At 69.0% G+C, this 22,839-nt stretch carries 19 protein-coding genes and 1 tRNA gene; 8 read left to right on the top strand and 12 right to left on the bottom strand.

Annotated elements, in window-relative coordinates:
* Positions 1 to 3: 3 nt before the first annotated feature.
* Together FB560_RS04570 and FB560_RS04565 are read right to left on the bottom strand one after the other, a co-directional pair.
* Complete coding sequence (locus FB560_RS04570) at positions 4 to 648, bottom strand: bifunctional 4-hydroxy-2-oxoglutarate aldolase/2-dehydro-3-deoxy-phosphogluconate aldolase (protein ID WP_141871273.1); 645 nt, start codon at positions 646 to 648, stop codon at positions 4 to 6.
* Entirely contained in the window at positions 645 to 1,568 is a 924-nt protein-coding gene (locus FB560_RS04565) for an SMP-30/gluconolactonase/LRE family protein (RefSeq protein ID WP_141871272.1), read from the bottom strand. The genes FB560_RS04570 and FB560_RS04565 overlap by 4 nt, the downstream gene beginning before the upstream one ends.
* 113 nt (positions 1,569 to 1,681) lie before the next feature.
* On the opposite strand from FB560_RS04565, the gene FB560_RS04560 reads away from it, so the two are divergent.
* Together FB560_RS04560 and FB560_RS04555 are read left to right on the top strand one after the other, a co-directional pair.
* Positions 1,682 to 2,599, top strand: coding sequence for a dihydrodipicolinate synthase family protein (locus FB560_RS04560; protein ID WP_141871271.1), 918 nt, complete (start codon positions 1,682 to 1,684; stop codon positions 2,597 to 2,599).
* Positions 2,596 to 3,315: an SDR family NAD(P)-dependent oxidoreductase gene (locus tag FB560_RS04555; RefSeq protein WP_141871270.1), complete on the top strand. Its 720-nt coding sequence runs from the start codon at positions 2,596 to 2,598 to the stop codon at positions 3,313 to 3,315. Before FB560_RS04560 ends, FB560_RS04555 begins: the two co-directional genes overlap by 4 nt.
* Before the next feature lie 67 nt (positions 3,316 to 3,382).
* Here FB560_RS04555 and FB560_RS04550 read toward each other — a convergent pair whose 3' ends face one another.
* Genes FB560_RS04550 through FB560_RS04540 form a run of 3 tightly spaced genes read right to left on the bottom strand, consistent with a single transcriptional unit; the run spans position 3,383 to position 6,434 of the window.
* Complete coding sequence (locus tag FB560_RS04550; protein WP_141871269.1) at positions 3,383 to 4,696, bottom strand: ABC transporter substrate-binding protein; 1,314 nt, start codon at positions 4,694 to 4,696, stop codon at positions 3,383 to 3,385.
* A gap of 50 nt (positions 4,697 to 4,746) precedes the next feature.
* Complete coding sequence (locus tag FB560_RS04545; protein ID WP_141871268.1) at positions 4,747 to 5,604, bottom strand: carbohydrate ABC transporter permease; 858 nt, start codon at positions 5,602 to 5,604, stop codon at positions 4,747 to 4,749.
* Positions 5,604 to 6,434, bottom strand: coding sequence for a carbohydrate ABC transporter permease (locus FB560_RS04540; protein WP_229673263.1), 831 nt, complete (start codon positions 6,432 to 6,434; stop codon positions 5,604 to 5,606). Before FB560_RS04540 ends, FB560_RS04545 begins: the two co-directional genes overlap by 1 nt.
* A 333-nt stretch (positions 6,435 to 6,767) precedes the next feature.
* On the opposite strand from FB560_RS04540, the gene FB560_RS04535 reads away from it, so the two are divergent.
* The gene (locus FB560_RS04535) at positions 6,768 to 7,571 is read left to right on the top strand and encodes an IclR family transcriptional regulator (RefSeq protein ID WP_141871266.1); all 804 of its coding nucleotides are present in this window, start codon (positions 6,768 to 6,770) and stop codon (positions 7,569 to 7,571) included.
* A gap of 90 nt (positions 7,572 to 7,661) precedes the next feature.
* Positions 7,662 to 8,822 (top strand): mandelate racemase/muconate lactonizing enzyme family protein, encoded by a 1,161-nt coding sequence (locus FB560_RS04530; RefSeq protein ID WP_141871265.1) that lies wholly within the window; start codon positions 7,662 to 7,664, stop codon positions 8,820 to 8,822.
* 94 nt (positions 8,823 to 8,916) lie between these two features.
* Here the strand turns inward: FB560_RS04530 and FB560_RS04525 are convergent, their stop codons facing one another.
* Complete coding sequence (locus FB560_RS04525) at positions 8,917 to 12,924, bottom strand: golvesin C-terminal-like domain-containing protein (protein ID WP_141871264.1); 4,008 nt, start codon at positions 12,922 to 12,924, stop codon at positions 8,917 to 8,919.
* Between the two features lie 108 nt (positions 12,925 to 13,032).
* On the opposite strand from FB560_RS04525, the gene FB560_RS04520 reads away from it, so the two are divergent.
* The 3 genes from FB560_RS04520 (at position 13,033) to FB560_RS04510 (ending at position 16,341) form a co-directional block, all read left to right on the top strand.
* A complete protein-coding gene (locus FB560_RS04520; RefSeq protein ID WP_141871263.1) occupies positions 13,033 to 13,998 on the top strand; it encodes an acetylxylan esterase in 966 nt (321 codons plus the stop codon).
* A gap of 100 nt (positions 13,999 to 14,098) precedes the next feature.
* Positions 14,099 to 14,827 (top strand): response regulator transcription factor, encoded by a 729-nt coding sequence (locus FB560_RS04515; protein ID WP_141871262.1) that lies wholly within the window; start codon positions 14,099 to 14,101, stop codon positions 14,825 to 14,827.
* Between the two features lie 26 nt (positions 14,828 to 14,853).
* On the top strand, positions 14,854 to 16,341 hold the full coding sequence (locus FB560_RS04510; protein WP_141873120.1) for a sensor histidine kinase: 1,488 nt from the start codon (positions 14,854 to 14,856) through the stop codon (positions 16,339 to 16,341).
* 261 nt (positions 16,342 to 16,602) lie between these two features.
* Here the strand turns inward: FB560_RS04510 and FB560_RS04505 are convergent, their stop codons facing one another.
* The 6 genes from FB560_RS04505 to FB560_RS04480 all read right to left on the bottom strand — a co-directional run bounded on the left by FB560_RS04505 (position 16,603) and on the right by FB560_RS04480 (position 22,210).
* Positions 16,603 to 18,177 carry an FAD-dependent oxidoreductase gene (locus FB560_RS04505; protein WP_141871261.1) on the bottom strand — a complete coding sequence of 525 codons (1,575 nt, stop codon included), beginning with the start codon at positions 18,175 to 18,177 and terminating at the stop codon, positions 16,603 to 16,605.
* A gap of 15 nt (positions 18,178 to 18,192) precedes the next feature.
* The gene (locus FB560_RS04500; protein WP_141871260.1) at positions 18,193 to 19,074 is read right to left on the bottom strand and encodes an FAD:protein FMN transferase; all 882 of its coding nucleotides are present in this window, start codon (positions 19,072 to 19,074) and stop codon (positions 18,193 to 18,195) included.
* 21 nt (positions 19,075 to 19,095) lie between these two features.
* Positions 19,096 to 19,569 (bottom strand): FMN-binding protein, encoded by a 474-nt coding sequence (locus FB560_RS04495; RefSeq protein WP_141871259.1) that lies wholly within the window; start codon positions 19,567 to 19,569, stop codon positions 19,096 to 19,098.
* A 96-nt stretch (positions 19,570 to 19,665) separates the two neighbouring features.
* Entirely contained in the window at positions 19,666 to 20,700 is a 1,035-nt protein-coding gene (locus FB560_RS04490; protein WP_141871258.1) for a ribose-phosphate diphosphokinase, read from the bottom strand.
* A gap of 6 nt (positions 20,701 to 20,706) precedes the next feature.
* Positions 20,707 to 22,137 carry a bifunctional UDP-N-acetylglucosamine diphosphorylase/glucosamine-1-phosphate N-acetyltransferase GlmU gene (gene glmU, locus FB560_RS04485; RefSeq protein WP_141871257.1) on the bottom strand — a complete coding sequence of 477 codons (1,431 nt, stop codon included), beginning with the start codon at positions 22,135 to 22,137 and terminating at the stop codon, positions 20,707 to 20,709.
* Between the two features lies 1 nt (position 22,138).
* Positions 22,139 to 22,210 (bottom strand) — tRNA-Gln (locus FB560_RS04480).
* Positions 22,211 to 22,336: 126 nt separating this feature from the next.
* Between FB560_RS04480 and FB560_RS04475 the strand changes: the two genes are divergently transcribed.
* On the top strand, positions 22,337 to 22,837 hold the full coding sequence (locus tag FB560_RS04475) for a GNAT family N-acetyltransferase (RefSeq protein WP_229673266.1): 501 nt from the start codon (positions 22,337 to 22,339) through the stop codon (positions 22,835 to 22,837).
* Positions 22,838 to 22,839: the final 2 nt, after the last annotated feature.

The raw sequence follows: 22,839 nt of genomic DNA, 5'->3' as shown, positions 1-22,839 counted from the left end.
CGGTCAGTCGACCCGCAGCGCGTCGAGGAACGACCGCGCACGCACCGCCAGCGCGTCGAGGTCTCCGCCCGGTGAGGCCGCATCGCCGACGAGCGGGCCGCCGACTCCGACGCCGAAGGCCCCCGCCGCGAGGTAGTCGCCGACGGTGGCGGCGGTCACTCCTCCGACCGGGATGATCCGCGCACCGGGGAAGGGGTCGCGCACCGCGCGGATGAACCCCGCCCCCAGGGTCGCAGCCGGGAACAGCTTCACGGCTGCGCTGCCCAGATCGTGGCCGCGCTGGATCTCGGTGGGCGTGTAGACGCCCGGAAGGATGCCGATGCTCTGCGCCACGGCGTAGGGGACGGAGTCGTTGAGGGTGGGAGTGACCAGGAACTGCGCGCCCGCGGAGACGGCCCGATCGACGTCGCCCTCGTCGAGCACGGTACCCGCCCCGATCAGCGCGTCAGCGGGCGCGTCCTGCACCAGCTGTGCGATCGCCTCCTCCGCATCACGCAGGGTCAGGGTGATCTCGAGGGTCAGGATGCCGACGTCCAGCAGCGTGCGTGCGGCGGCGACCGTGGCATCGACGTCCGTCCCACGGAGGATGGCGACGATCCTGCTCGACGCCAGGCGGAGCTGGAGCTGCGTGTTGTCCACCGTGCTCATCGCGCCACCTCGCCGGCCGCCGCGGAGTGGGCCGTATCCGTGGTGGGAGGCGTACCGGCCCAGGGCAGAGCCGGAGACCCGCCGACCTCGACCTCCACGCCCAGCAGCGCGCCGTCCGCTTCGGCGGGGTGCGCGAGCCCGACGCTCGCCGTCGTGACCACCAGCAGTCGGTCGACCAGGGCGACGGCCGTCGGGCGGGTCGCCGGGAGCGCGATGGTCTCCACGAGCGCACCGTCGGGAGAGTACCGGCGCACCTCCCCGGCATCCCAGACGGCCACCCAGAGCAGGCCCTCCTGATCGATCGTCATGCCGTCGGGATTGCCGCCATCGACCCGGCACACCGTGCGACGATTCGAGAGCCGACCGTCCGGCGCGACATCGAAGGCCTCGATGCTCCGGTGCGGCAGCGTGTCGATGTAGTAGAGGGTGGAGCCGCTGCGATCGAAGGACAGCCCGTTGGACACGGTCACTCCGCTCAGCCTCTCGGTCGGCACTCCCCGGGAGTCGAAGCTCCACAGGGAGCAGTGCGGATCGCGGGGCATCGCCTGGCTGCCCACCCAGAAGCGGCCGAACGGATCCGCCCCGCCGTCGTTCATGTAGTCACCTGTGCGGGCGACGTCGGTCGCGAGCGGAGAGACCGTACCGGCGTCGCTCACATGCACAAGCCCCTGGTCGACGGCGACCGCCCATCCCGCTCCTTCGGCGACGAGCGGCACCGGCGCGCCGATTTGGGCGCCGACGACGACCGCCGCCTCGGGGACGACCCGGCCGTCTGCGAACCGACCCCGGTGGAACGCGCCTGTCGCCATATCGATCCACGCGAGCGTCCCGTCGCGTCCGTCCCAGCGCGGGGACTCCGCTTGGACGTAGCGCGCATCGGAGAGGATCTCGACGGTGCGTGAGAGCGAGGAACGCGACATCGTTGACAGCTTTCAGTGGTAGCGGATAACCGTTATGTGGCAGACTATCTCACAATATGCATAACACTTGCGAGAAATGCGAACCGACAATGCGGAAGCAGGGAAAGTAGCCCATGGCTCTGAAACTCCACGGCCTGATGCCGATTCTGGCGACCCCCTTCGACAGTACGGGGGCCCTCGACCGTGCGGGACTTCGCCGACTGGTCGAGTTCGAGCTCGCCTCCGGCGTGGACGGCGTGGCCGTCTTCGGGATGGCGAGCGAGGGATTCGCCCTCACCACCGAGGAGCGCAGGATGATCCTCGATGACGTGGTGGAGGTGGTCGACGGCCACGTGCCCGTCATCGCCGGCGTCAACGGCACCTCGACGGCCACGTCGATCGAGCAGGCGCTGCTCGCGCAGGACGGCGGCGCGGACGCACTCATGGTCCTCCCCCCGTTCATGGTGAAGCCTCCGGCCGCATCATTGATCGACTTCTACGGAGATGTCGCCGACGCCACCTCCCTGTCGGTGATGGTCCAGGACGCTCCCGGCGTCACCGGTGTCGCCATGACCCCCGCGCTCATCGCCGAGCTCGCCCTCCTCGACGGCGTCGACTCGGTCAAGGTCGAGTCCCCACCCACGGCCCCGAAGGTGGGCGCCGTGGTGGACGCGATCACCGATCCGGCGTTCGCCGTTCTCGGCGGGCAGAATGCCCAGTTCTGCCTCGAGGAGTACGCGCGGGGTGCCGTGGGCACCATGCCGGCGTGCGAGTTCCCCGACCTGCTCGGCCCCGTGCTCGCGGACTTCGTCGCGGGGCGCGTCGACGATGCGCGCGCCGCGTTCCGTCGTATGCTCCCTCTCGTGCTGATCGGACTGCAGGGTGGCATCGCGTGGGCGGTGCACAAGGAGATCCTGGTCGCGCGCGGCATCATCGAGCACGCCACCGTCCGCTACCCCGCTGCCGGCCTCGACGCCGGCAGCCGTGCCGCCGTGCACGTGGTCCTCGACGAGCTCGCCCTCCCGCCGCTCCCGGTCGCGGTGCGCGTGTGACCGGCCGCGGTGTGCTGCTGATCGGCGGCAGTTCCGATATCGGCATCGCGATCGCCCGCGCCTTCGTCGACGGTGGTGACTCGGTCGTCGGCGTCGGGATCGAGGAGTGCACGGACGCGGTGTTCACGAAGTACGTCACCGCCGACTGCAGCATGCCCGAGACCGCCGAGCTCACGGTGGCCGACGCGCGGCAGACCCTCGGCAGCATCGACGTGGTGGTCCTCGCAGCCGGTCGGATGCCGATCGCGCGCGCCGATGCGACGAGCGACGACGACTGGCGCGGCGCCTTCGGTGCCACGCTGGACTCGGCGTTCTTCGTGGCGCGTGCCGCACTCCCCCACCTCGCGCCCGGCTCCTCGATCGTCGCCGTCACCTCGGTAAATGCGACGCTCGCTGCCCCCGCCCTCGCCGCCTACGCGGCCGCCAAGGCAGGCGTCGAGGGCCTCGTGCGCCAGCTCGCGCTCGACTACGGCCCCCGTGGCATCCGGGTGAACGCCGTACAGCCCGGCAGCATCTCCGCGAGCGACACCGGCGAGACCGAGGGGTACCCGCTCGGTCGGATCGGCCGCCCGGAAGAGGTCGCCGCGGTCGTGGCGTTCCTCGCCTCGGACGCCGCATCGTTCGTCACCGGCACCTCCCTCGCGGTGGACGGCGGCCTGTCGATCTCCTCACCCGCCGCCTGGCTCAAACCCGTGCTGCGCGAGCGCTGGCTCTGACCTCGGTCGCTGACACACGAAGAAGGCCGCGCCCAGAGGGACGCGGCCTTCTTCGTGTGTCAGGAACTCAGGTGTTCGAGTCGAGCAGCCCCTGGACTTCCTTCTTCAGCGCATTGAGGCCCGCCTGCACGTCGACCTGACCCGCGAGGATCGTGGCGACACCGCCACCGATCGCGGCGTCGATCTGCGCCGTGACGGCCACACGGTCCCACGCGGCACCGCGAGCGTGCTCCGAGACCTCGGTGCGGAACGCCTGCTGGAACTTGTCGGCGGCGAGCGCGGGGATCTGGTCGGCCACGCTCTTGGCGGCCGGAGCGACGGCGGAGTTCTCGTAGAGCGCCGTCGCGGCCTCGACGTTGGTCGCGGCGTACGAGATGAACTCGCGACTCGTGAGCTCGCCCTCGCCGGCACTCGCGAACAGACCGCTGCCCCATGCCCGGTTGAACGAGTCCTTGCCACCGGAGGTCGGCCGCGAGATCGCACCGATGTTGTCGATGATGTTCTGCGCGGCACCGTTCGTCTTCACGAAGGTCGAGGCGAGAGGTGCGTCATCGTAGATCGCGGCGCGGCCGCTCGCGAACAGGATGCGCGCATCGCTGCGGGCCACGTTCGTCTGCGTCAGCCCCGCGTCCTGCAGCGACTTGTACCAGGTGATGGCCTTGACGCTCTCCGCGTCACCGATGGTGCAGGTGAAATCGTCCGTGACGACGTCGCTGCCGAAGCCCCACATCCAGTGCACAGCGTCCTTGAGGTCGGGGTTCTTCGTGACCGCGGCGTACGGGATCAGCGAGGAGTCCTGCTTCTTGATCTTCTCGAGCGCCGTGGCGAACTGCTCCACGCTCATGCCCGATTTGATGCCGACGCTCTGGGCGATCTCGCCGTTCGTGATCATGCCGATACCGGCCGCCGTCAGCGGGAGCACCAGCAGCTTGCCGTCCATCGTGTACGAGTCGAGCACGCCCTGCGGGATGCCCAGCCCCTTCGCGAGATCGGTGAGGTCGGCCAGCACGTCCATGGGCGTGAGCACCTGCCATCCGCCGGACTGTCCGACGCCGAGGAGCTTGCCGGAGCGCCCGGTGAGGGCGAGCTGCGTGGCGGCCTGGTCGTAGGGGTAGATGACGGGGGCGACCTTCACCCCCGCCTCCTTCGAGAACCCGTCAAGGATCCCCTGCCAGGCGGACTTCAGCGCCTCCTCGCCGAGCGAGTTGCCGTAGAAGTTGATGGTCTTGGCCTTGGTCGCGGCGTTCACGCCGGCACCGGTGCCGACGCCTGTCGCGGTCGGCGTGGCGCAACCGGTGAGGGCGAGCAGGCCGAACGCGGCCAGGGCGCTGCCGCCGCCGAGGAAGGCCCGGCGACTCAGCTGCGAGTTCGAGAGGTTCATGGAGACTGCTCCTTCGTGATGTGGGGTACGTGCATTCGGGCGGCGCATCGCTACCCCTTGACGGCTCCGGCGGCGAGGCCGGAGACGAAGTAGCGCTGCAGGAGGATGAAGATGATGACGAGCGGCAAGGACGTGATCAGCGAGGCTGCCATGAGCGCCGGCCAGTCGGCCGTGCCTTCGCGGATGAACGCCTGGGTGAGGCCGGCCGGAAGCGTCTGCTTGTCTGGTCCGGCGAGCGTCAGTGCGAAGAGCAGGTCGCTCCAGCCGCGCATGAACGCGAACATCCCTGCCGTGATGAGACCGGGCACCACGAGCGGGAACACGATGCGGAACATCGTCCCTGTGCGCGAGAGTCCGTCGACCTTCGCCGCCTCGAGGATGTCATCGGGGAGGGCGTCGATGATGCCCTTCAGCAGGAACACCGCGAGCGGCAGCGTGAACGTCGTGAACGAGATGATCAGCGCCGTGTAGGTGTAGAGCAGTCCGGCGGAGCTCAGCATCAGGTACAGGGAGATGAGCAGCAGCGCCCCGGGGATCAGCTGCCCGATCAGGAACATGAACATGATCGCGTTGCGTCCGCGGTAGCGGAACTTCGACAGCGAGTAGGCCATGAGCCCTCCGACCAGCACGGCGAGCACCGCGGTGCCCGTCGAGACGATCACGCTGTTGAGGAGATTCCTGAGCAGCGCGTCGTTCTGGAAGAACCCGACGAAGTTCTCGATGGTCGGGTCGACCGGGAAGAACGGGCGATCGAGGGCGAAGACGTCCTCCTTCTTGGTGAAGGCGGTCGCGGTCAGCCAGTAGATGGGGAGCAGACCGAAGAGCGCCAGCAGCAGGAGCAGGACACGGCCGGGGATGGACAGATGCGGGCGGATGATCGACTCGCCGATGTCGCGCGAACGGCGCATCACTTCTCCAGTCGTCGGTTGAGGAGCAGGTAGCCGCTCGAGATGATCGCAAGCAGGACGAGCCAGAGGGCGCCCATCGCGGAGGCCTTGCCGAGCTCGTAGCTGCCGAACGCGAGGTGGTACAGGCTGACCGCGAGCGTGGTGGTCGAGTTGCCCGGTCCTCCGCCGGTCATGACGAAGATCGTGTCGAAGTTGCCGAAGTTGTAGATGAACTCGAGCACCGCCACGAGCGTGACCGGGCCGGCGATGTGCGGGAGGGAGATGTAGCGGAAGCGCTGGGCCCTGGTCGCACCGTCGATGGTCGCCGCCTCGATCTGCTCGCTGGGCAGGGTCTGGAGCACCGCGAGCGCGACGACCATGATCCAGGGGAACGAGTGCCAGGTCTTGGCGATGACGACGGCGGCCATCGCACCGACGGGCTGACCCAGCATGCTGACCTCCGGGAGCCCGAACGTGGAGAGCACATGGTTGACGACGCCGTAGCTGTCGTTGAAGATCCAGGCCCACAGGAAGGAGACGACGACGCCGGGGAGGAGCCAGGGCAGCATCAGCGCGCCCCGCAGGATGTTGCGTCCCCGCATGCGCGCATTGAGCAGGAGGGCGAGGGCGACGCCGAGCACGAGCGGGAAGACCGTCGAGAGCGAGGCGAACACGAGGGTGGTGCCCAGGCGTGCGAAGAACTCGTCCCAGATCGCCACGTAGTTGTCGAAGCCGACGAACGTGCGCTCCGGACGCAGCAGCGATTGGTCGTAGAGGCTCGTTCCGATGCTCGACACGAGGGGGAAGATCGCGATCACGAGGAACAACAGGACCGCGGGAAGTGCGATCATGAATCCGAAGGTGCGATCCTTCGCACCCAGCGTGGAACGACGCCCGGAGCGTTGCTCGACCTGCTCGCGAATCGCAGGCCGCTCAAGGGTGGCTTGTGGCATTGCATTCACTTTCCGAATAAGGGAAGACCCCGCGTGGGGCCCTGCACGTCGTCGTCGCAGTCGTCGGCGGTGACGTGCGCTTAGTCAACCACAATGCGGATGCGAAATCCACAAAATGCATAAGACACCCACATTTGTGTTGCTCCGCATCATTTCTCTCATTAGGATGACTGGCAGCGGCGAGGAGCCGCAGCGTCGCACAAGCGGCGGCAGAGTGGAGGAGCAGACGCGATGGCATCGGAATCCGTGGGCGGCACGCAGACGGTCGAACGGGCGATGTCGTTGCTCGCGTGCTTCACCGAGGAGTCGGGGGAACTCCGGGTCTCGGAACTGTGCACCCTGACCGGTCTCGGCCAGTCCACCGTCTCCCGCATGATGTCCGCGCTCGACCGCATGAAGTTCGTGGTGCAGGACGGCCGCACCGGTCTGTACCGACTCGGTCCCGCCGCCGTCTCCCTGGGCACGATCGCGATCAACGGCTCGCCGATCTTCCGCGCCTCGCGTCAGATCGCCCAGAACCTCGCGCGCAAGATCGAGATCGGCGTCAACGTCGCCGAGCTCAGCGGCTTCACCTTCACCTACCTCTGCAACTTCGAGGGCGCCCTCGCTCCCAAGTCGTTCGCGATGGCCGGTCGCACCGGACCGCTGCACGCCACGGGCCTGGGCAAGGCCCTGCTGTCGGGCATGCCCAGCGCCATGGTCGATGAGTACTTCGCCCAGACTCCGCAACGGTTCACCCCGCACACGATCGTCGACCGCGACGCGATGGAGATCGCCCTGGAAGAGACCCGCAGCCGCGGATACGCGACCGAGATCGAGGAACTCGCCTTCGGTCGCGCCTGCATCGCCGCGCCGATCCACAACCGCGCCGGCGAGATCGTCGCCGGCCTCTCGGCCAGCGGTCCGCTCTCGGTGCTGGACCTGCACGCCCCCCACCAGGAGCTCGCGCTGCAGCTGATCGAGGCCGCCGACGAGATCTCCGTCGCCCTCGGCTACAGCCCCTCCCGCACCGCGAGCTCGTTCGCGACCCTCTGAGCCCCCTGCCGCGGCGCACGCGGCAGCTCGACCACACTGCTGCGGCACCGGCCGTAGGCAGCTCGCCCCGCTCTGTCTTTGGAGACCCTTGTGAGAATCGCGCGCGTACAGACCTTCCCGCTCTACCTCTCGAAGGAGGATGCCGACAACTCCTACGCGGGTGACACCGCGGTCGAGCACCGCGGCTACGTCATCCGACCGCCGTGGCGCAGCCTGTACTCCCCCGGCTACGAGACGCTGCTGGTGAAGATCGAGACCGATGACGGCCTCGTCGGCTGGGGCGAAGCCCTCGCCCCCGTCGCGCCCGTGGTCGCCGCCGCGATCGTCGACAACCTGCTCACGCCGTTGATCCTGGGCGAGGACCCCCGCTCGGTGCGCACCCTGTGGCATCGGATGTCGGAGTCGATGCGCGAGCGCGGACACCTCACCGGTCACCAGGCCGATGCCATGGCCGCGGTCGACATCGCACTCTGGGATCTGTGGGGCCACGCGACGGGGCTCTCCGTCTCCGAGCTCGCCGGCGGGCGCTTCACCGAGGTCCTCCCGACCTACGTCTCCGGCATCCGGGGTGTCGACGACGCCGAACGTGCCGACAAGGCAGCGGAGCTGGTCGAGGCCGGTGTTCGTCGCATCAAGCTGCACCTCGGCGTCGACATCCGCACGGACCTCGCGACCTACGACGCGATCCGCGCGGTGCACCCCGACCTGGACCTGGCGCTCGATGCGCACTGGACGTACCGCCTGGGCGAGGCCAAGACGCTCGGCCGAGAGCTCGACGACCGCCACGCCTGGTTCTTCGAGGCCCCGCTCGCGCCGGAAGACGTCGAGGGCCACCGCGACCTGGCCGCCTCGCTCTCCACGCCGGTCGCGATCGGCGAGGCGATGCGGAGTCGCTTCGAGTTCACCGACTGGCTCACCCGTCGCGCCGTCGGGCTCACGCAGCCCGACATCGGGCGCACGGGCATCACCGAGGGACTCGCGATCGCCGCCGTGTCGGATGCCTTCCACGTGCCGGTGGCCCCGCACCATTCCGCGGCGTTCGGCATCGCGATGGCGGCGGGCGTGCATGTGGCGGCGAGCGCCACCTCGCTCCTGGCCTTCGAGTACCAGCCCTTCACGCTGCCGGTTGCCAACCGTCTGCTCACCACCCCGCTCGAGGTCCAGCCGGACGGCGGCTTCCTCGTCCCGACCGGCCCTGGCCTGGGCGTGACGGTCGACGAGGCCGCGATCCAGGAGTACGTACGGCACTGAGCTGCCCCCCTCGCCCGCGACCAGGAACGGGTGGTGGGGCCGGATCCGTTCCGGCCCTACCACCCGTTCTGTCGTCCGCCCCGATGCGGTCGGGTCAGTCGCCGATACGCACGAACTGCGCAGCACTCACCCGATGGATGCTGGTGTTGCGCACCTCGAGACGCACCGTGCCGACCGCGTCGGCGTCGTACCGGTAGGTGCCGAGCGATCGCCATGCCGCGGCACCCTGCGTCTGGTTCACGATCACCTCGGTGTCTCCGCTCTTGTGCGTGACGATGTACGCGGCGGAGGTCGTCGTGGTGGCATTCGTCGGATACCAGACCGAGACGCTGTACAACCCGGCCTGCGGAAGATCCGCGTTCCAGGTCACGGTGCTGCCGACGGAGTCGTTGTCGCTGTACCGCGTGCGAGTGCCGTTCCAGCCCGACAGTCCGCTGGGATACCAGTTCCCGGCCTCGAGATACCCCGGCCACGGCGACTGGGTGTGCGTGATCACGCCCTCGTCGGCGATGCGGACCAGCACCCCGCGGCGCAGCGTCTGGTCCAGCCGCGCCTCGAAGCGGGTCGATGAGCCGGGCGCGACACCGGAGCCGGCCGTCACCGTCCAGGTGTGGGTCAGATCGGATCGGGGCGGCACCGTGATGGTGGCGCTCTGCGGGCCGACGATCCACCCCGTCGTGCCGTAGAGGGCGAGCGTGCCCTGCAGCGGGGTCACACCGGTGTTGATGACGACGGCGGTCAGCTTCGCGACGGCACCCGGGCCGCTGACGATCGCGGTGTCCGTCGACAGCGACACCAGCCGGCGCCGGTCGATGACCTCGATCGTCGCCGCTCGGAGCGCCACGGCGGGCTCCCCCGGGATCGAGAGCGATCCCTTCACCTCGACCTCGCCGAGTGTCGCGTTCGCCGCGATCACGACGGCCGTCTCCACTCTGCCCGAGGCCCCCGCGGCGACCGAGACCGCCGGCACGGCACCATCCACCTGCCATCCACCGGGCAGAGTGAGCGCCACCGTGCCCGCGATCGCCTCATCCGTGGCGTTGCGCACCTCGATCACGAGCGGCACGCGGTCGCCCGCGGTGCCCGTCGCCTGCGCGACCACGTCTCCGACGATCGCGGCGTTCTGCCCGCTGATGCGCGCGGGTACACGCAGCGTGACCTCCGAGGTCGTGACACCACCGGCGGTGATCGTGTAGCGGAAGGTCTGGGTCAGGTCGTCGACCGGGATCGTCCACTCGTAGGGGTACCCCTTCGCCGGCGCCTGCTGCACGGCCTGGTCGCCGATCCGATAGCGCAGCGTCGCCGTCTGCTCGGTGTCGATCTGGACATACGCGTCATAGCCGTCGCCACCGGGGCGCATCAGCAGCATGCCTCGCGCGAGACCGTAATCGGTCGCCGGGTCGGAATCCACCTCGTGGAAGGTGTCGGGACCGTGATCGGCGATGTCGTCCGACGGCAGAGCGGGCTTCTGCACCTCCACATCGCGCACGACCAGCGCGACCAGCCCGCGCGCCGGCACGCTGACCGTGATCCGCCCGTCGTGCGCGGTCTGCGTGGAGCGGCTGCCGTCGGCGGCGACCACCTCGACGGCCGGGGCCGAGTTGCGGGGCAGTCCGGTCAGATCACTCGAGAGATCGACCACCACCTGCTGCGCACTCGCGGCGGAATTGGTGAGGCTGACATAGAGGGAATCGTTCCCGACTCCGGCCAACCAGTTGACGAGCGGGTTGTCGAGAGCGACCAGTCCGGCGGGGAAGTACGGCCATACGCCGTCCTCGCCGAAGAAGGTACCGGGAGCGTGGCCGTACGCGAAGAACTTGAAGTACGCGAAGTCCGCTTCGAACACATGAGGGAAGTCGATGCTGCCCGCACTGCGATAGAAGCTCTCGCTGATGAGGTAGTCCATCGCGAGGCCGAGCTGGGCGGGAGCGTGGTGGAAGTAGTACCCGGTGATCCCGACAGGTCCGCTGGTGGCGAAGCCCGGCTTCATGTGCGCGACCTGGAACTGTCGCCCGTAATAGCCGGGGTAGGTCGTGAAGCGCCCGATCACCATGTTGTGGGCGACGTCCGCGATCAGGGAGTCGCCGGTGTGATGGGCCAGACGCAGCAGCGCCCCGGCCCAGCACGGGTTGAAGACATAGCCGCCGCCGGGGTTGGCCAGCGTGCTGAGCCCGAGCTTGAAGGAGGAGAGGGCCTCGAAGGTGAGCCCCGACGGCGACACGTACCAGGCGGGCACGGTCTCGGTCGGAACGGTCGTCGTGGGATAGCCGGGCAGTGAGCTGCGCGACTCCCAGTCGTACTGCTGCTTGATCACGGCACCGGACGGCACGGTCACGGTCTCATCCGGCACCGGTCGCACCGTGGTCTGCGTGAGGAAGCGCTGCACCTCGCGGTACGCGCCCTCGAGGAACTCCTCCTCCCCGGTGACCTCGAACAGCTCCAGCAGATCCACCCAGTACTTCGAGAAGCTGTAGGCGAAGCCCCCTGGAGGCTGCCCGTTGCCGCGGTACGGGGTGAGGATCTGCTCCTGCACGTAGCGCGAGCCGATGAGTTTCGCCTCGGCGAGGTAGGCGGGATCGCCCGTTGCCCGGTAGGTCGCCAGGGCGTTGGCGAAGGGAGCCCTGCTCTGCCCCACCGTTCCGGCCTTGGTCGCCTGCACGGCGAGGCGCTGTATCCCCGCGTTCCGGCCGTGTGTGAGCTGATACAGGGCCGTCAGGTTCACCGCATCCGTGGGAATGCGCCCGATGCGGTACTGCGTGGTGTCGTTGTAGACCGGACTGCCGATCACGGGCGAGTGGCCGATCCCCTTGCGCGACAGCTGGTACTCGATGAGCGGGCGAGCGCGGCGGTCGTAGAGTGTGCTGTCCGCCGTGCCGGTGAGGTAGTGCGCGGAGAGCACCACTCCGCTCGCTGCGGCGCGCACGGCATCCTCGTTCTCGACATCGACGAATCCTTTCGCCCGGTTCCACCATCCGGAGTACGAGGGGATGTAGTCGACGGAGTCGTCGCCGTCCGGCTCGACCGCGATCAGCTCGGCCATGGCATGCACCGCATCGGTTAGGGAGCGATCGTAGACGTTGTGTCGATACGCCGTGAGCCCGTACTCGCCCCGGCACAGCTGCGTGTACGTGCCGTAGAGGGTGTCGGCACGGGCTGCCAGCCCGAAGGCGAAGCCGCGCTGCTGCCCGGCGGTCATCGTGGTGCGCAGACCCGGCTGCGGCGAGTACATGCACGGCACGATGTCGAGGCTGTCGCTGCGCAGACTCATCCCGTACGGCTGCCGATCCGACATCAGCTGACGTTCATGCACGAACTCCGCGACCTCGGACGGAAGGTAGACGCCGGAGGTGACGGGTACGTTCCCGACCGCGTACTGGGTCAGGGCCATGGGCGCGAAGAGCTCCCAGGCCCCGAGCGGCGCCGAGCCGTCGAGCACGGAGAGGGCGTGCTGGTAGGACCCGCAGAGCACTTCCTCGAGATCGTCGAGCGCCTTCGCGTCCTGGCTCTGGTACCCGACGATGTAGTCGCCGGCCGTCTTGGCCGTGAGCACGTAGTGCGCCTCCGGGTTGGGGCCTTCCAGCCGCCAGCGGACGACGAGGTCGATGTCATCCGTGCTCGTGCGCAGCTCGATCGCCTGCGCACCGAGAACCTCGTGCGAGGTGAAGCCCAGCCAGCTCGGCTGCAACGGGCCGTAGAGCTCGGGCGCGCTCCCGGCGGGCAGCGTGCCTTCGAAGACGATCCACTGCTCGTCGAAGCGGTGCGCAGGATCGGTCAGGAGCAGCCATCCGCCGTCATGCGCGACCTCGAGGTCGCGGACGATCGTCTCCCCGCCGTCCCACTGGGCTCGGTAGAACGTCATCCGATGGTTCTCCCCCACGAGCTGTGCGATCTGCGACAGCGCCAGGTTCGGCTTCGCCAACCGGCGGAGGGCATCGGGGTAGGCCCCGGTTGTCGTCGTGGTCGCCGACGCGGGCGCCCCGGCCGCGAACGGCGCCCCCACGACGGGAGGAAGGACACCCGCGATCACGAGCATGCGCAACACGGACCGTCGGCTCCACAGGAGGGAACCGTCTTCGGGCTCGGCATTCATCTTTGAATCCATGATGCACATAATGCAATCTATATGCGAGCATGTCAATGAGCGACGGATGCCCTCGCGCCTGCCGGTAGCGTCGTCAGGCAGACACTCAACACGGAAGGAAGTCGCGCGATGACCGAGGATCGGCCGGAGGAGTTGACCGAGTACTCCCTCAGCGCGTTGATGGCGGCGCCGCCCGCGCCGGAGGAACCCGCGGACTTCGATGACTTCTGGCACGCGACGTTCGCCGAGTTCGGCACGGGGGCAGTGCCCTGGCGACGTACCCGCGAGCTGGACGCCACCGCTACGCATCACGTCAGCGAAGTCCACTTCGACTCGTCGGCCGGGGAGCAGGCGGTCGCCTATCTCCTGGTGCCGCACGCGCCGTCATCCGCGCGGCGCGGCCTCGTGGTCGGGCACGGGTATGGAGGACGCAGCGGACCCGACCTCGACCGCGTGCCGGCCGACACCGCAGCCATCTTCCCCTGCGCTCCCGGCACCCACGCGGGGACTCCCAGCCGCTTCCCCTCCCCTCCCGACGAGCACGTCCTCGCCGGCATCGCGCACCGCGACACCTATTCGCACCGGTTCGCGGCCGCGGACATCTGGCGGGCCGCCACGGTCCTCCTGGAGATCGCGCCGTCCGCGTCCGACACGCTCGACTTCAGCGGAGGGAGCTTCGGCGGCGGGATCGGCGCGATGGCCCTCCCCTGGGATGCGCGCTTCCGCCGCGCCGTGCTCGACGTACCGAGCTTCGGCGACCACGGAGTCCGACTCACCCGTCCGTGCACCGGGAGCGGAGAGGCGGTGCGCCTCCACCTTCGCGCCCATCCCCAGGTCCGGCCCGTGTTGGGCTACTACGACGCGGCGAGCGCGGCCCGGCGCGTGCGCATCCCCACCCTCGTGAGTGCGGCCGTGCTCGATCCCGCGGTCGACCCGCGCGGACAGTTCGCCGTCTACCACGCGCTCGCCGGGCCGCGACGACTCAGCGTGCGCGCTGCCGGACATCTCGACGGCGCGACGGGACTCCTGTCGGATCGGCTGGCACTGCAGGACGGCATCGACTTCCTCGCGCTGCCGGACGAACGTCTCGCCTGAGCCCCACCTCAGGTGTTCGATCATCTCCCGCGAGCGTACTCACAGACAAGACATAGGAGTCTCCATAGAAATCACATAGGAGATTCCGCAGAATGGTCGCATGAGCAACGACCTCCCCGAACTGCGCCGCCCCGACGGCTCCCCCCTGCGCATCCTCGCCGTCGACGACGAGCAGATGCTCACCGACCTTCTCGCGATGGCGCTGCGGATGGAGGGGTGGGAGGTGCGCACGGCATCCTCCGGCCTCGAGGCGCTCCAGGTCGCCCGTGAATTCGAGCCGGACGCCCTGGTGCTCGACATCATGATGCCCGACCTCGACGGCATGGCCGTGCTCAAGCGGCTCCGCGAGTCCGGCAGCCTGGTCCCTGTGCTGTTCCTGACCGCGAAGGATGCCGTCGGCGACCGCGTCGCGGGCCTGACGGCCGGTGGCGACGACTACGTCACCAAACCCTTCAGCCTGGAAGAGGTCATCGCACGCCTGCGCGCCATCATCCGTCGCACCGGTCACGCCACCGCCGACGACGGCCAGTCGATCCTGCGCGTCGCCGACCTCACCCTCAACGAGGACAGCCACGAGGTCATGCGCGACGGCACCGAGATCGACCTCACCGCGACCGAGTTCGAGCTGCTCCGGTATCTGATGCGCAACGAGCGCCGCGTGCTGTCGAAGGCGCAGATCCTCGACCGCGTGTGGAGCTACGACTTCGGCGGCAAGTCATCCGTCGTCGAGCTTTACATCTCGTACCTGCGCAAGAAGATCGATGCGGGACGCACTCCGCTGCTGCACACCGTCCGCGGCGTCGGCTACATGATCAAGGCCCCGCAGTGAGCAGGACGGGGATGATGCGACGCCCGATGAGCCTGCAGACGCGACTCATGACCGCCGTGATCGGGTTCGTCTCGCTCATCCTCGTGATCGTGGCCGTGATCACCAGCGCGCTGTTGACCACCACCATGGAGCGTCAGCTCGATGAGAAGCTCTACACGAACGCCCGCGGCCTCAGCACGTGGGTGGAGAAGGTCGCTCCGAGCCAGGCGACGGTCGACAACGTCCTCCCTGCACAGATCCCGCCCGTGGCGCCGGGCCTGCTGTTCGCGGTCTTCAGCCAGGTGACCGGAGCGAGCGGCGTGATCATCTCGACCGATGAGGGGGCCGTCACCGGTACAGCGACCACGCTGACCAACGCACAGCTCGCGCAGATCGCCGCAGCTCTGGGCTCTGATCACATCGCGAACGCCACGATCGAGAACGTGGGGTCGTATCGGGTCGCCGTCAGCACGACGCCCAGTGGCGTCCTGATCGTGACCGGACTCCCCCGCGACGAGATCCAGAACCAGCTCGCGACACTGCTCACGGTGATCGCGCTGGCGACGCTCGGCGGACTCATCCTGCTCGCGCTGACGACCGCCATCACGATCCGGGTCAGCCTCCGACCGCTGCGGGCGGTGGCCGCTACAGCGATGCGGGTCGCGAACCAACCGCTCGACCGCGGCGCGGTGACCATCACGGAGCGCATCCCGGCATCCGAAGCGGACCCCCGCACAGAGACCGGACTCGTGGGCGCCTCCCTGAACACGTTGCTGGACCACGTCGACGCCTCGCTCGCGGCGCGGCAGAAGAACGAGGAGCGGATGCGGCGCTTCGTCGCGGATGCGAGTCACGAGCTGCGCACGCCACTGGCATCCATCCGCGGATACTCCGAGCTCTCGCTCCGGGCGCTGAGCAAGCAGTCGCCGGAAGAGGCGATCGAGGGCACCACCTCGTCGCTCGAGCGTATCCAGGCGCAGTCCCTGCGGATGACCCGACTCGTCGAGGATCTGCTGCTGCTCGCACGCCTCGACGAAGGACGAGAACTCGTCTACGGCACGGTCGACCTCGCCCAGCTCGCGCTCGAAGGCCTCTCCGACGCGCGCCCCACGGCGATCGATCACGAGTGGAGCATCGAGGTTCCCGAGGAACCGGTCGTCATCGTCGGCGACGCCGGACGCATGCACCAGGTCGTCGCGAACCTGCTGGCGAATGCGCGAACGCACACCCCCGCGGGAACCGTGATCACCTTGAGCGTCGCCCAGGAGGATGACGAGGCCGTGCTGCGCGTGCACGACAACGGACCGGGAATCGACCCGGGCGTGCGCGATGAACTGTTCGCACGCTTCGCCCGCGGCGACAGCTCCCGGGCCAGGCAGACCGGCGGCACCGGACTCGGGCTCGCCATCGCGAAGGCGATCGTGGAGGGCCACGGCGGTCACATCACCGTCGCCAGCGAGCCGGGCGACACCACCTTCACGGTACGGATCCCGGTGAACCCCGCACGCGGAACGGCATCCGACACCGAGTCCTGACTCGGCGCATCACGCGGTCGGCCGTCTCTCTCCCGACCTTCCGGAGCTCGCGCGGAATGCAGGAGATCTCGCAGAATGCAGGAGATCTCGCGGAATGCAGGAGATCGCGCGGAATGAAGGAGGAATGCGGAGGATCCGTCCTTCATTCCGCGAGATCTCCTTCGCGTCGAGCGAGCGTATCGCGTGCATCGTGCGGCAGCAGGCAGGCACTGGCGCCGCGGCAGGCGGAGCCGCCCCGCGCGGAGCCGCCCCGCGCCCGCCTCAGTAGCCGGCGAAGGCGTCGGTGGTGAGGCTGTGGGCCTTCTGCAGCGCCGGTGCGAGGTCGGCGATCAGACGCGGCGGGCCCGAGATGAAGGCGTGGCGGGCAGCGAGATCTCCCACCGCGCGCTCGAGGCCCTCGGCATCCAGACGGGCGCCGTGCGCCCAGGTCCAGTGCGCGGGCAGATCGGCGGGTTCGTCCTTCGTGAACACGATCGTGCGCACACCGGTCGCCGCGAGCTCGTCGCGGAAGGCGAGCTCCGCCGCCTCGGCCGCGACGTACACCAGCACCACGTCACGCCGCTCCCCCGTCGCCTGCAGCTGCCGCAGCTGCGAGACGAACGGGGTCACGCCGATCCCGGCGGCGAGCATGAGCACCGGTGTGTCGCCGCGAGGCAGGATGAAGTCGCCCCAGGTACCCGTGACCGCGAGCACCGCGCCGGGCTCAGCCTCGGCGAGTGCCCGCTTGTAGCTGGACGGATGCTTCTGATCGCCGTTCTTGTAGGCGATGCGCAGTGTGGGCAGGTCCGCCGGCGCCGACACGATGCTGAACTCGCGACGGGTGCCGCGGGCATCGGGCCGGTGGTGCGGCACATCCAGTTCGAGGTACTGCCCGGGGAGGAACGCCAGCTTGCCCTTCGCGCGGAAGGTGAGCTCCTGCGCAGTGGGGGTGATGAAGGCCCGGCGTTCGAGAACCAGCCGCACCGAACCGCGGAGTGCGAACGCGAACGCCAACAGGTTGCCGATCAGCAGCGCGCGTTCCTGCCCGAGCGTGAACAGTCCCGCGACGGAGATCGGCCATCCGGCCAGCAGCCCGACGAGCACGGCGACCGAGAACTGCTGCCACCGCCGCGGCGGCAGTGTCAGCGGCTCGGAGAGCATGAAGGCGCCGAGGAACAGGAACGGCGACTGCAGCAGCGCGAACTGCAGCGCGGTCGCGAAGTCGAACGCGACGTCGAACTGCTGCGCCTGCACGATCTGCCGCACGAGAGAGGTCACGAGGGCGACCACGAGGAAGAGCAGCACCACCCTCACCTTCTCGGTGCGCCACAGCACGGCGAGCCCGAGCAGCGCCACGGGGAGGGCGAGCGACGGCGTGCCGACCCACCAGGACGCGGATGTGCCCAACCACTCGAAGGCGCCGAACGATCCCACGATGGAGACGACTGCGGCTCCGAACGCCGCCGGGTTCAGGATGTGCCGGCCACGCCAGGCGATCAGGTACTTCGACAGGCTCGCGAGGGCGCCGGCGACGGCGAGCCCCAGCAGTGTGGTGAGCTCGAGTCCCGGGCGCAGGACGAACAGCAGGATGAGTGCCGTGACCAGCGACGACTCGATGCGCCAGGGAAGTCGGATGATGCGCTGCGCCGCGGCGTCCACCCCGGAGATGACCACCGCGAGCACGACGAACGACGCGAGCATCTCGAGAGGCGTGGGCGAGACGATCACCCCCGCGAGCGAGAGCAGGAAGGCGATCACGGCCAGCGCGACCAGGGCGAACAGCACCAGACGGTACATCGACAGAGCGCCCAGCAGTGCGAGGACCCGCTGTCGGGCGGCGGTGAATGAGGTGATCACGTGGTCCACTCTTCCCTAGTTCGGGGGTGCAGGGGCGTTCGTGACGCCCGTGAGGAACAGTTCGGCATCGCAGCCGGGCGAGCGCTGGACGCGCCCGTCCGTGCTCATGCGCACCCACTCCGCTCCCCACTCCGAGGCGAGCTCGGGTCCGCCGTCGAAGAACAGGGCGGTGGCGACGGCATCCGCTGTCATCGCGTCCGTCGCGAGCGCCCAGGTCGCCGCCCATGTGCGCATGGGTATCCCGGTCCGCGCGTCGAGCACGTGATGCAGGCCATCGCCCCAGGCACGTCGGTTGACGGCCGATGCGCACAATGCGCCGTCGGTGATGGTGACCACCCCGATCGCCTTGGTCGCATCGTAGGGATGCTCCAGCGCGACGCGCGTGGCCGCGCCGCGCGCCCGCATGTCACCGCCGGCATCGACGACCACAGGGCCGGCGACGGGTGCCAGCGCGGCCAGCACGAGGTCGACCAGTCGCCCTTTCCCGAGGGCTCCGACGTCGAGGAGAGCAGGAGCGGAGGCTCGGACCGTGCGATCGGTCCAGCTGATCCGCTCCTGCCATGCCTCGGGTGCCGGTCGCGGCGCTCCTGCCGTCAGCGAGTAGCCCGCGTCGTAGCCGAGCGCGTCGAGACTCCGTGCCACCAGCGGGTTGACCGCGCCGTGCGTGGCACGCGAGAGCTCGCGATAGGCGTCGAGCATGTCGCCGGCATCGGCCGAGGCGAGTTCTCCGCCCTCGGACCCCAGCCGGGTCACATCGGAGTCTGCGCGGAAGCGAGACCACTCGCGGTCGAACCGCTCGATCTCGGCGGAGACCACGGAGCGGGAATGCGCCGTCAGCTCCTGGGCCGTCTCGATCTCCCAGCGGGTGCCGATCGCGTCGAACTGCCAGATCGCCATGAGGGGACGCCGGTCACCGGGTCAGGCGGACGCCTGCTCCTTGATGGACTCCACGGCGTCGTTGAAGCCGCCGCTGGTGAGCGAGGACCCGGCCACGCGGCTGACGTTCAGCTCGTCGATCGACTTGCCCTCGACCTCTGCGGCGATGCCGTCGATGAACGCGCCCTGGTACTGCTCGGTCTCGCGCGCCTGCGGGTCGCCGGTCACCTCGACGTCGGTCACCACGCCGTCGGCGAGCGTGAGCGTCACCGAGATCTTCTCGACCGTCTCGGGCGTCTGGTAGGAGCCGTCTGCGGTGTACGTGCCGTCGGCGTAGGTGCCCGAGGCGCTGTCGGAACCGGTGCTGGAGCTGGAGGGCGCGGCGCTGCTGTCGCCGGAGTTCGAGGTGTCCTCTGCGGCCGGGGTGCCGGAGCAGCCTGCCAAGACGAAGAGCCCTGCGATTCCGACGAGGGCGGAACCCTTGCGGACAGAGGTCGGTACGGTCGTGCGGATCATGATGGTCCTCCCGGCTCGATGAGAGACAACTGTATGCCTGTGAATCGACCGTAGGCAGCCGGCCTATGCGCGGGCTGTGGGAGGACGATGCGCGTGCTAGGCGTCGCCGCCGAACATGCTCGTGACGGAACCGTCTTCGAAGACCTCATGGATCGCGCGCGCGAGCAGCGGGGCGATCGGAAGGATCGTGAGGCCGTCCCAGCGGCGGGACTCGGTCAGCGGGATGGTGTCGGTGATGACGACCTCGTCGATGGACGAGTCCTGCAGGCGCTCGGATGCCGGGTCGCTGAAGATCGCGTGGGTCGCCGCGACGATGACGCGGTGGGCGCCCGCCGCCTTGAGGGCCTGCGCGGCCTTGACGATCGTGCCACCGGTGTCGATCATGTCGTCGACGAGCAGACAGGTGCGGCCTTCGACCGTTCCCACGATCTCGTGCACCGAGACCTGGTTGGCGACCTTCGGGTCACGACGCTTGTGGATGATGGCGAGGGGCGCACCGAGACTGTCCGACCAGGTGTCGGCCACGCGGACGCGGCCCATGTCCGGGGAGACGACCGTGAGGATCTCGCGGTCCGCCGGGCTCAGCGTGCGCTTGAAGTAGTCCAGCAGCACGGGCTTGGCGAACAGGTGGTCGACGGGGCCGTCGAAGAAGCCCTGGATCTGCGCGGCGTGCAGGTCCACGCTCATGACGCGGTCGGCGCCTGCGGTCTTCAGCAGGTCGGCGACGAGGCGGGCGCTGATCGGCTCGCGACCGCGACCCTTCTTGTCCTGACGCGAATACGGATAGTAGGGCGCGACGACGGTGATGCGCTTGGCCGATGCGCGCTTGGCGGCATCGATCATGATCAGGGTCTCCATGAGCCACTCGTTGACCGGCTCACCGAACGTCTGGATCAGGAAGAGGTCGCAGCCACGGATCGAGACCTCGAAGCGCGCGTAGATCTCACCCGACGCGAACGTGCGGTGCTCGGTCGGAGCGATCTCGGTGCCGAGCGATGCGGCGACATCGGCGAGCAGCTGCGGATGCGAGCGGCCTCCGGCGACCACCAGCCGCTTCTTGGTCTTGGCGACCAGACCCGGAGCGATCCCGTTGTCGCGATCCAGTTCGACCGTCTTCTTCTTGCGCGCCATGTTCGCCTATTCCGCCGATCGTTCCCGGGCTGCGGCGTCCGCCGCACCCGTGCCTGCCCTGTTCTTCTCGACCCAGCCATCGATGTTGCGCTGAGGCGCGACGGTCATGGCCAGAGCTCCGGCGGGGACGTCCTTGCGGACGACGGCACCGGCGCCGGTCTTCGCGCCAGCTCCCAGCCTAACGGGCGCGACGAGCACCGTGTGCGAGCCGGTGTGAACCTCATCCTCGATCACCGTGCGGTGCTTGTTCACATCGTCGTAGTTGGCGGTGATGGTGCTCGCGCCGAGGTTGACGCCGCGGCCGATCGTCGCGTCTCCGACGTAGGAGAGATGCGGGACCTTGCTGCCCTCGCCGATCTCGGAGTTCTTCGTCTCGACGTAGGCGCCGATCTTGCCGTTCGCCCCCAGCACCGTGCCGGCACGCAGGTACGAGAACGGACCGACCGTGGCCCCCGCGCCGATCACGGACAGCGTGGCGTCGGTGCGACGGACGCTCGCATCCTCGCCGACCTCGCACGTGACGAGGGTGGTGTCCGGTCCGATGATCGCCCCGGCACCGACGATCGTGGCGCGCAGGATGTGGGTGTTCGGGAGGATCGTGACGTCGGGGGCCAGCGTCGCGTCGTCATCGATCCAGGTGGTCGCCGGGTCGATGACGGTGACGCCCTCGCGCTGCCACTTGCGCACGATGCGGTCGTTGAGCACACGGCCGGCCTCGGCGAGCTGGACGCGGTCGTTGATCCCGAAGGTCGAGGCGGTGTCGAGCGCGATCTCGGCGGCGACACGCTGCTCGGCACCGCGGAGCAGCTCGATCACGGTCGTGAGGTACATCTCGCCCTGGGCGTTGTCCTGTCCGACCTGCGCGAGGTAGGTGCGCAGCTCCGGCGCGCGGAACACGTAGACGCCGGCGTTGATCTCGGTGACCGCGGCCTCTTCGGCCGTGGCATCCTTCTGCTCGACGATCCGCTGCACGGTGCCGTCGGCGTCGCGGATCACGCGGCCGTATCCGCTCGGGTCATCGACCAGGGCGCTCAGCAGCGTGGCGGCGGCAGCAGCGGCCCGGTGCCCGGCGACGAGCGCCTGGAGCGTGCTCGCCTCGAGGAGCGGGACATCGCCCGAGAGCACGAGCACGTCACCGTCGAAATCCGCCGGGAGCGCGTCGATCGCGACCTGCACGGCGCGACCGGTGCCGGGGACGTCATCCTGATCGATGAAGATCGCGTCCGGATAGTCCTTGCTCAGGGCGGCGACGACCTGGTCGCGCTCATGACGCACCACGACCTCGATGTGGTCGGCCTGCAGCACGGCGGCGGTGGTGAGGACGTGCCCGACCAGCGGGCGTCCGCCGATCGCGTGGAGCACCTTCGGCAGGCGGGACTTCATGCGAGTGCCTTGGCCCGCTGCGAGGATGATGATGGCGAGATTGTTCTCTGTCATGCTCCGCCGCCAGGACTCGAACCTAGACCTAACAGCTCCAAAGGCTGTCGTGCTGCCATTACACCACGGCGGACCGTGCCGTCCGCGAGGGACGCCACGGGTCAATTCTGCCACGCCCGGGCTCTCCGACCCGGCGCACCGGCGAAACGAGCGCGCGGGTCGTCATCCGCGCGAAACACGACCCCGCGATGATTTCTCCGTGAACATCGTGATCGAACGCATCGAGACCGCCACCCCCGAGCTCGCGGCATTCCTGCTCGCCCACCACCGGGACATGGACGGCACAGCGCCGCCGGAGAGCCAGCACGCGCTGCCGCTCACGGGTCTGCTGGCGCCGGGCGTGCGACTCTTCGCCGTGGTGGAGGACGGGCATCCGATCGCGACCGGCGCGCTCGCGACGATCGACGAGCAGCACGAGGAGCTCAAGTCGATGCGCACGGATCCCGCGCAGCGCGGGCGAGGGCTCGCGACGGCGATGCTCTCGTTCCTGCAGGCGGATGCCGCCGCCCGCGGCATCCGCCGGATCTCGCTCGAGACGGGCAGCCAGGACTTCTTCCTGCCGGCCCGCGCGCTGTACGCACGCGCCGGGTTCGTGGAGTGCGCGCCGTTCGGCGGCTACCTCCCCGATCCGCACAGCACGTTCATGACGCTGTCACTGGAGGGCACCGGCGGCGAGCCACGGGGCGAGCGCGCGCGATAATG

It is taken from the genome of Microbacterium saperdae (genome assembly GCF_006716345.1).
GTDB lineage: Bacteria > Actinomycetota > Actinomycetes > Actinomycetales > Microbacteriaceae > Microbacterium > Microbacterium saperdae.
The sequence above is the reverse complement of the archived record's forward strand: the minus strand, read 5'-3'. Positions and strand labels throughout refer to the sequence as shown.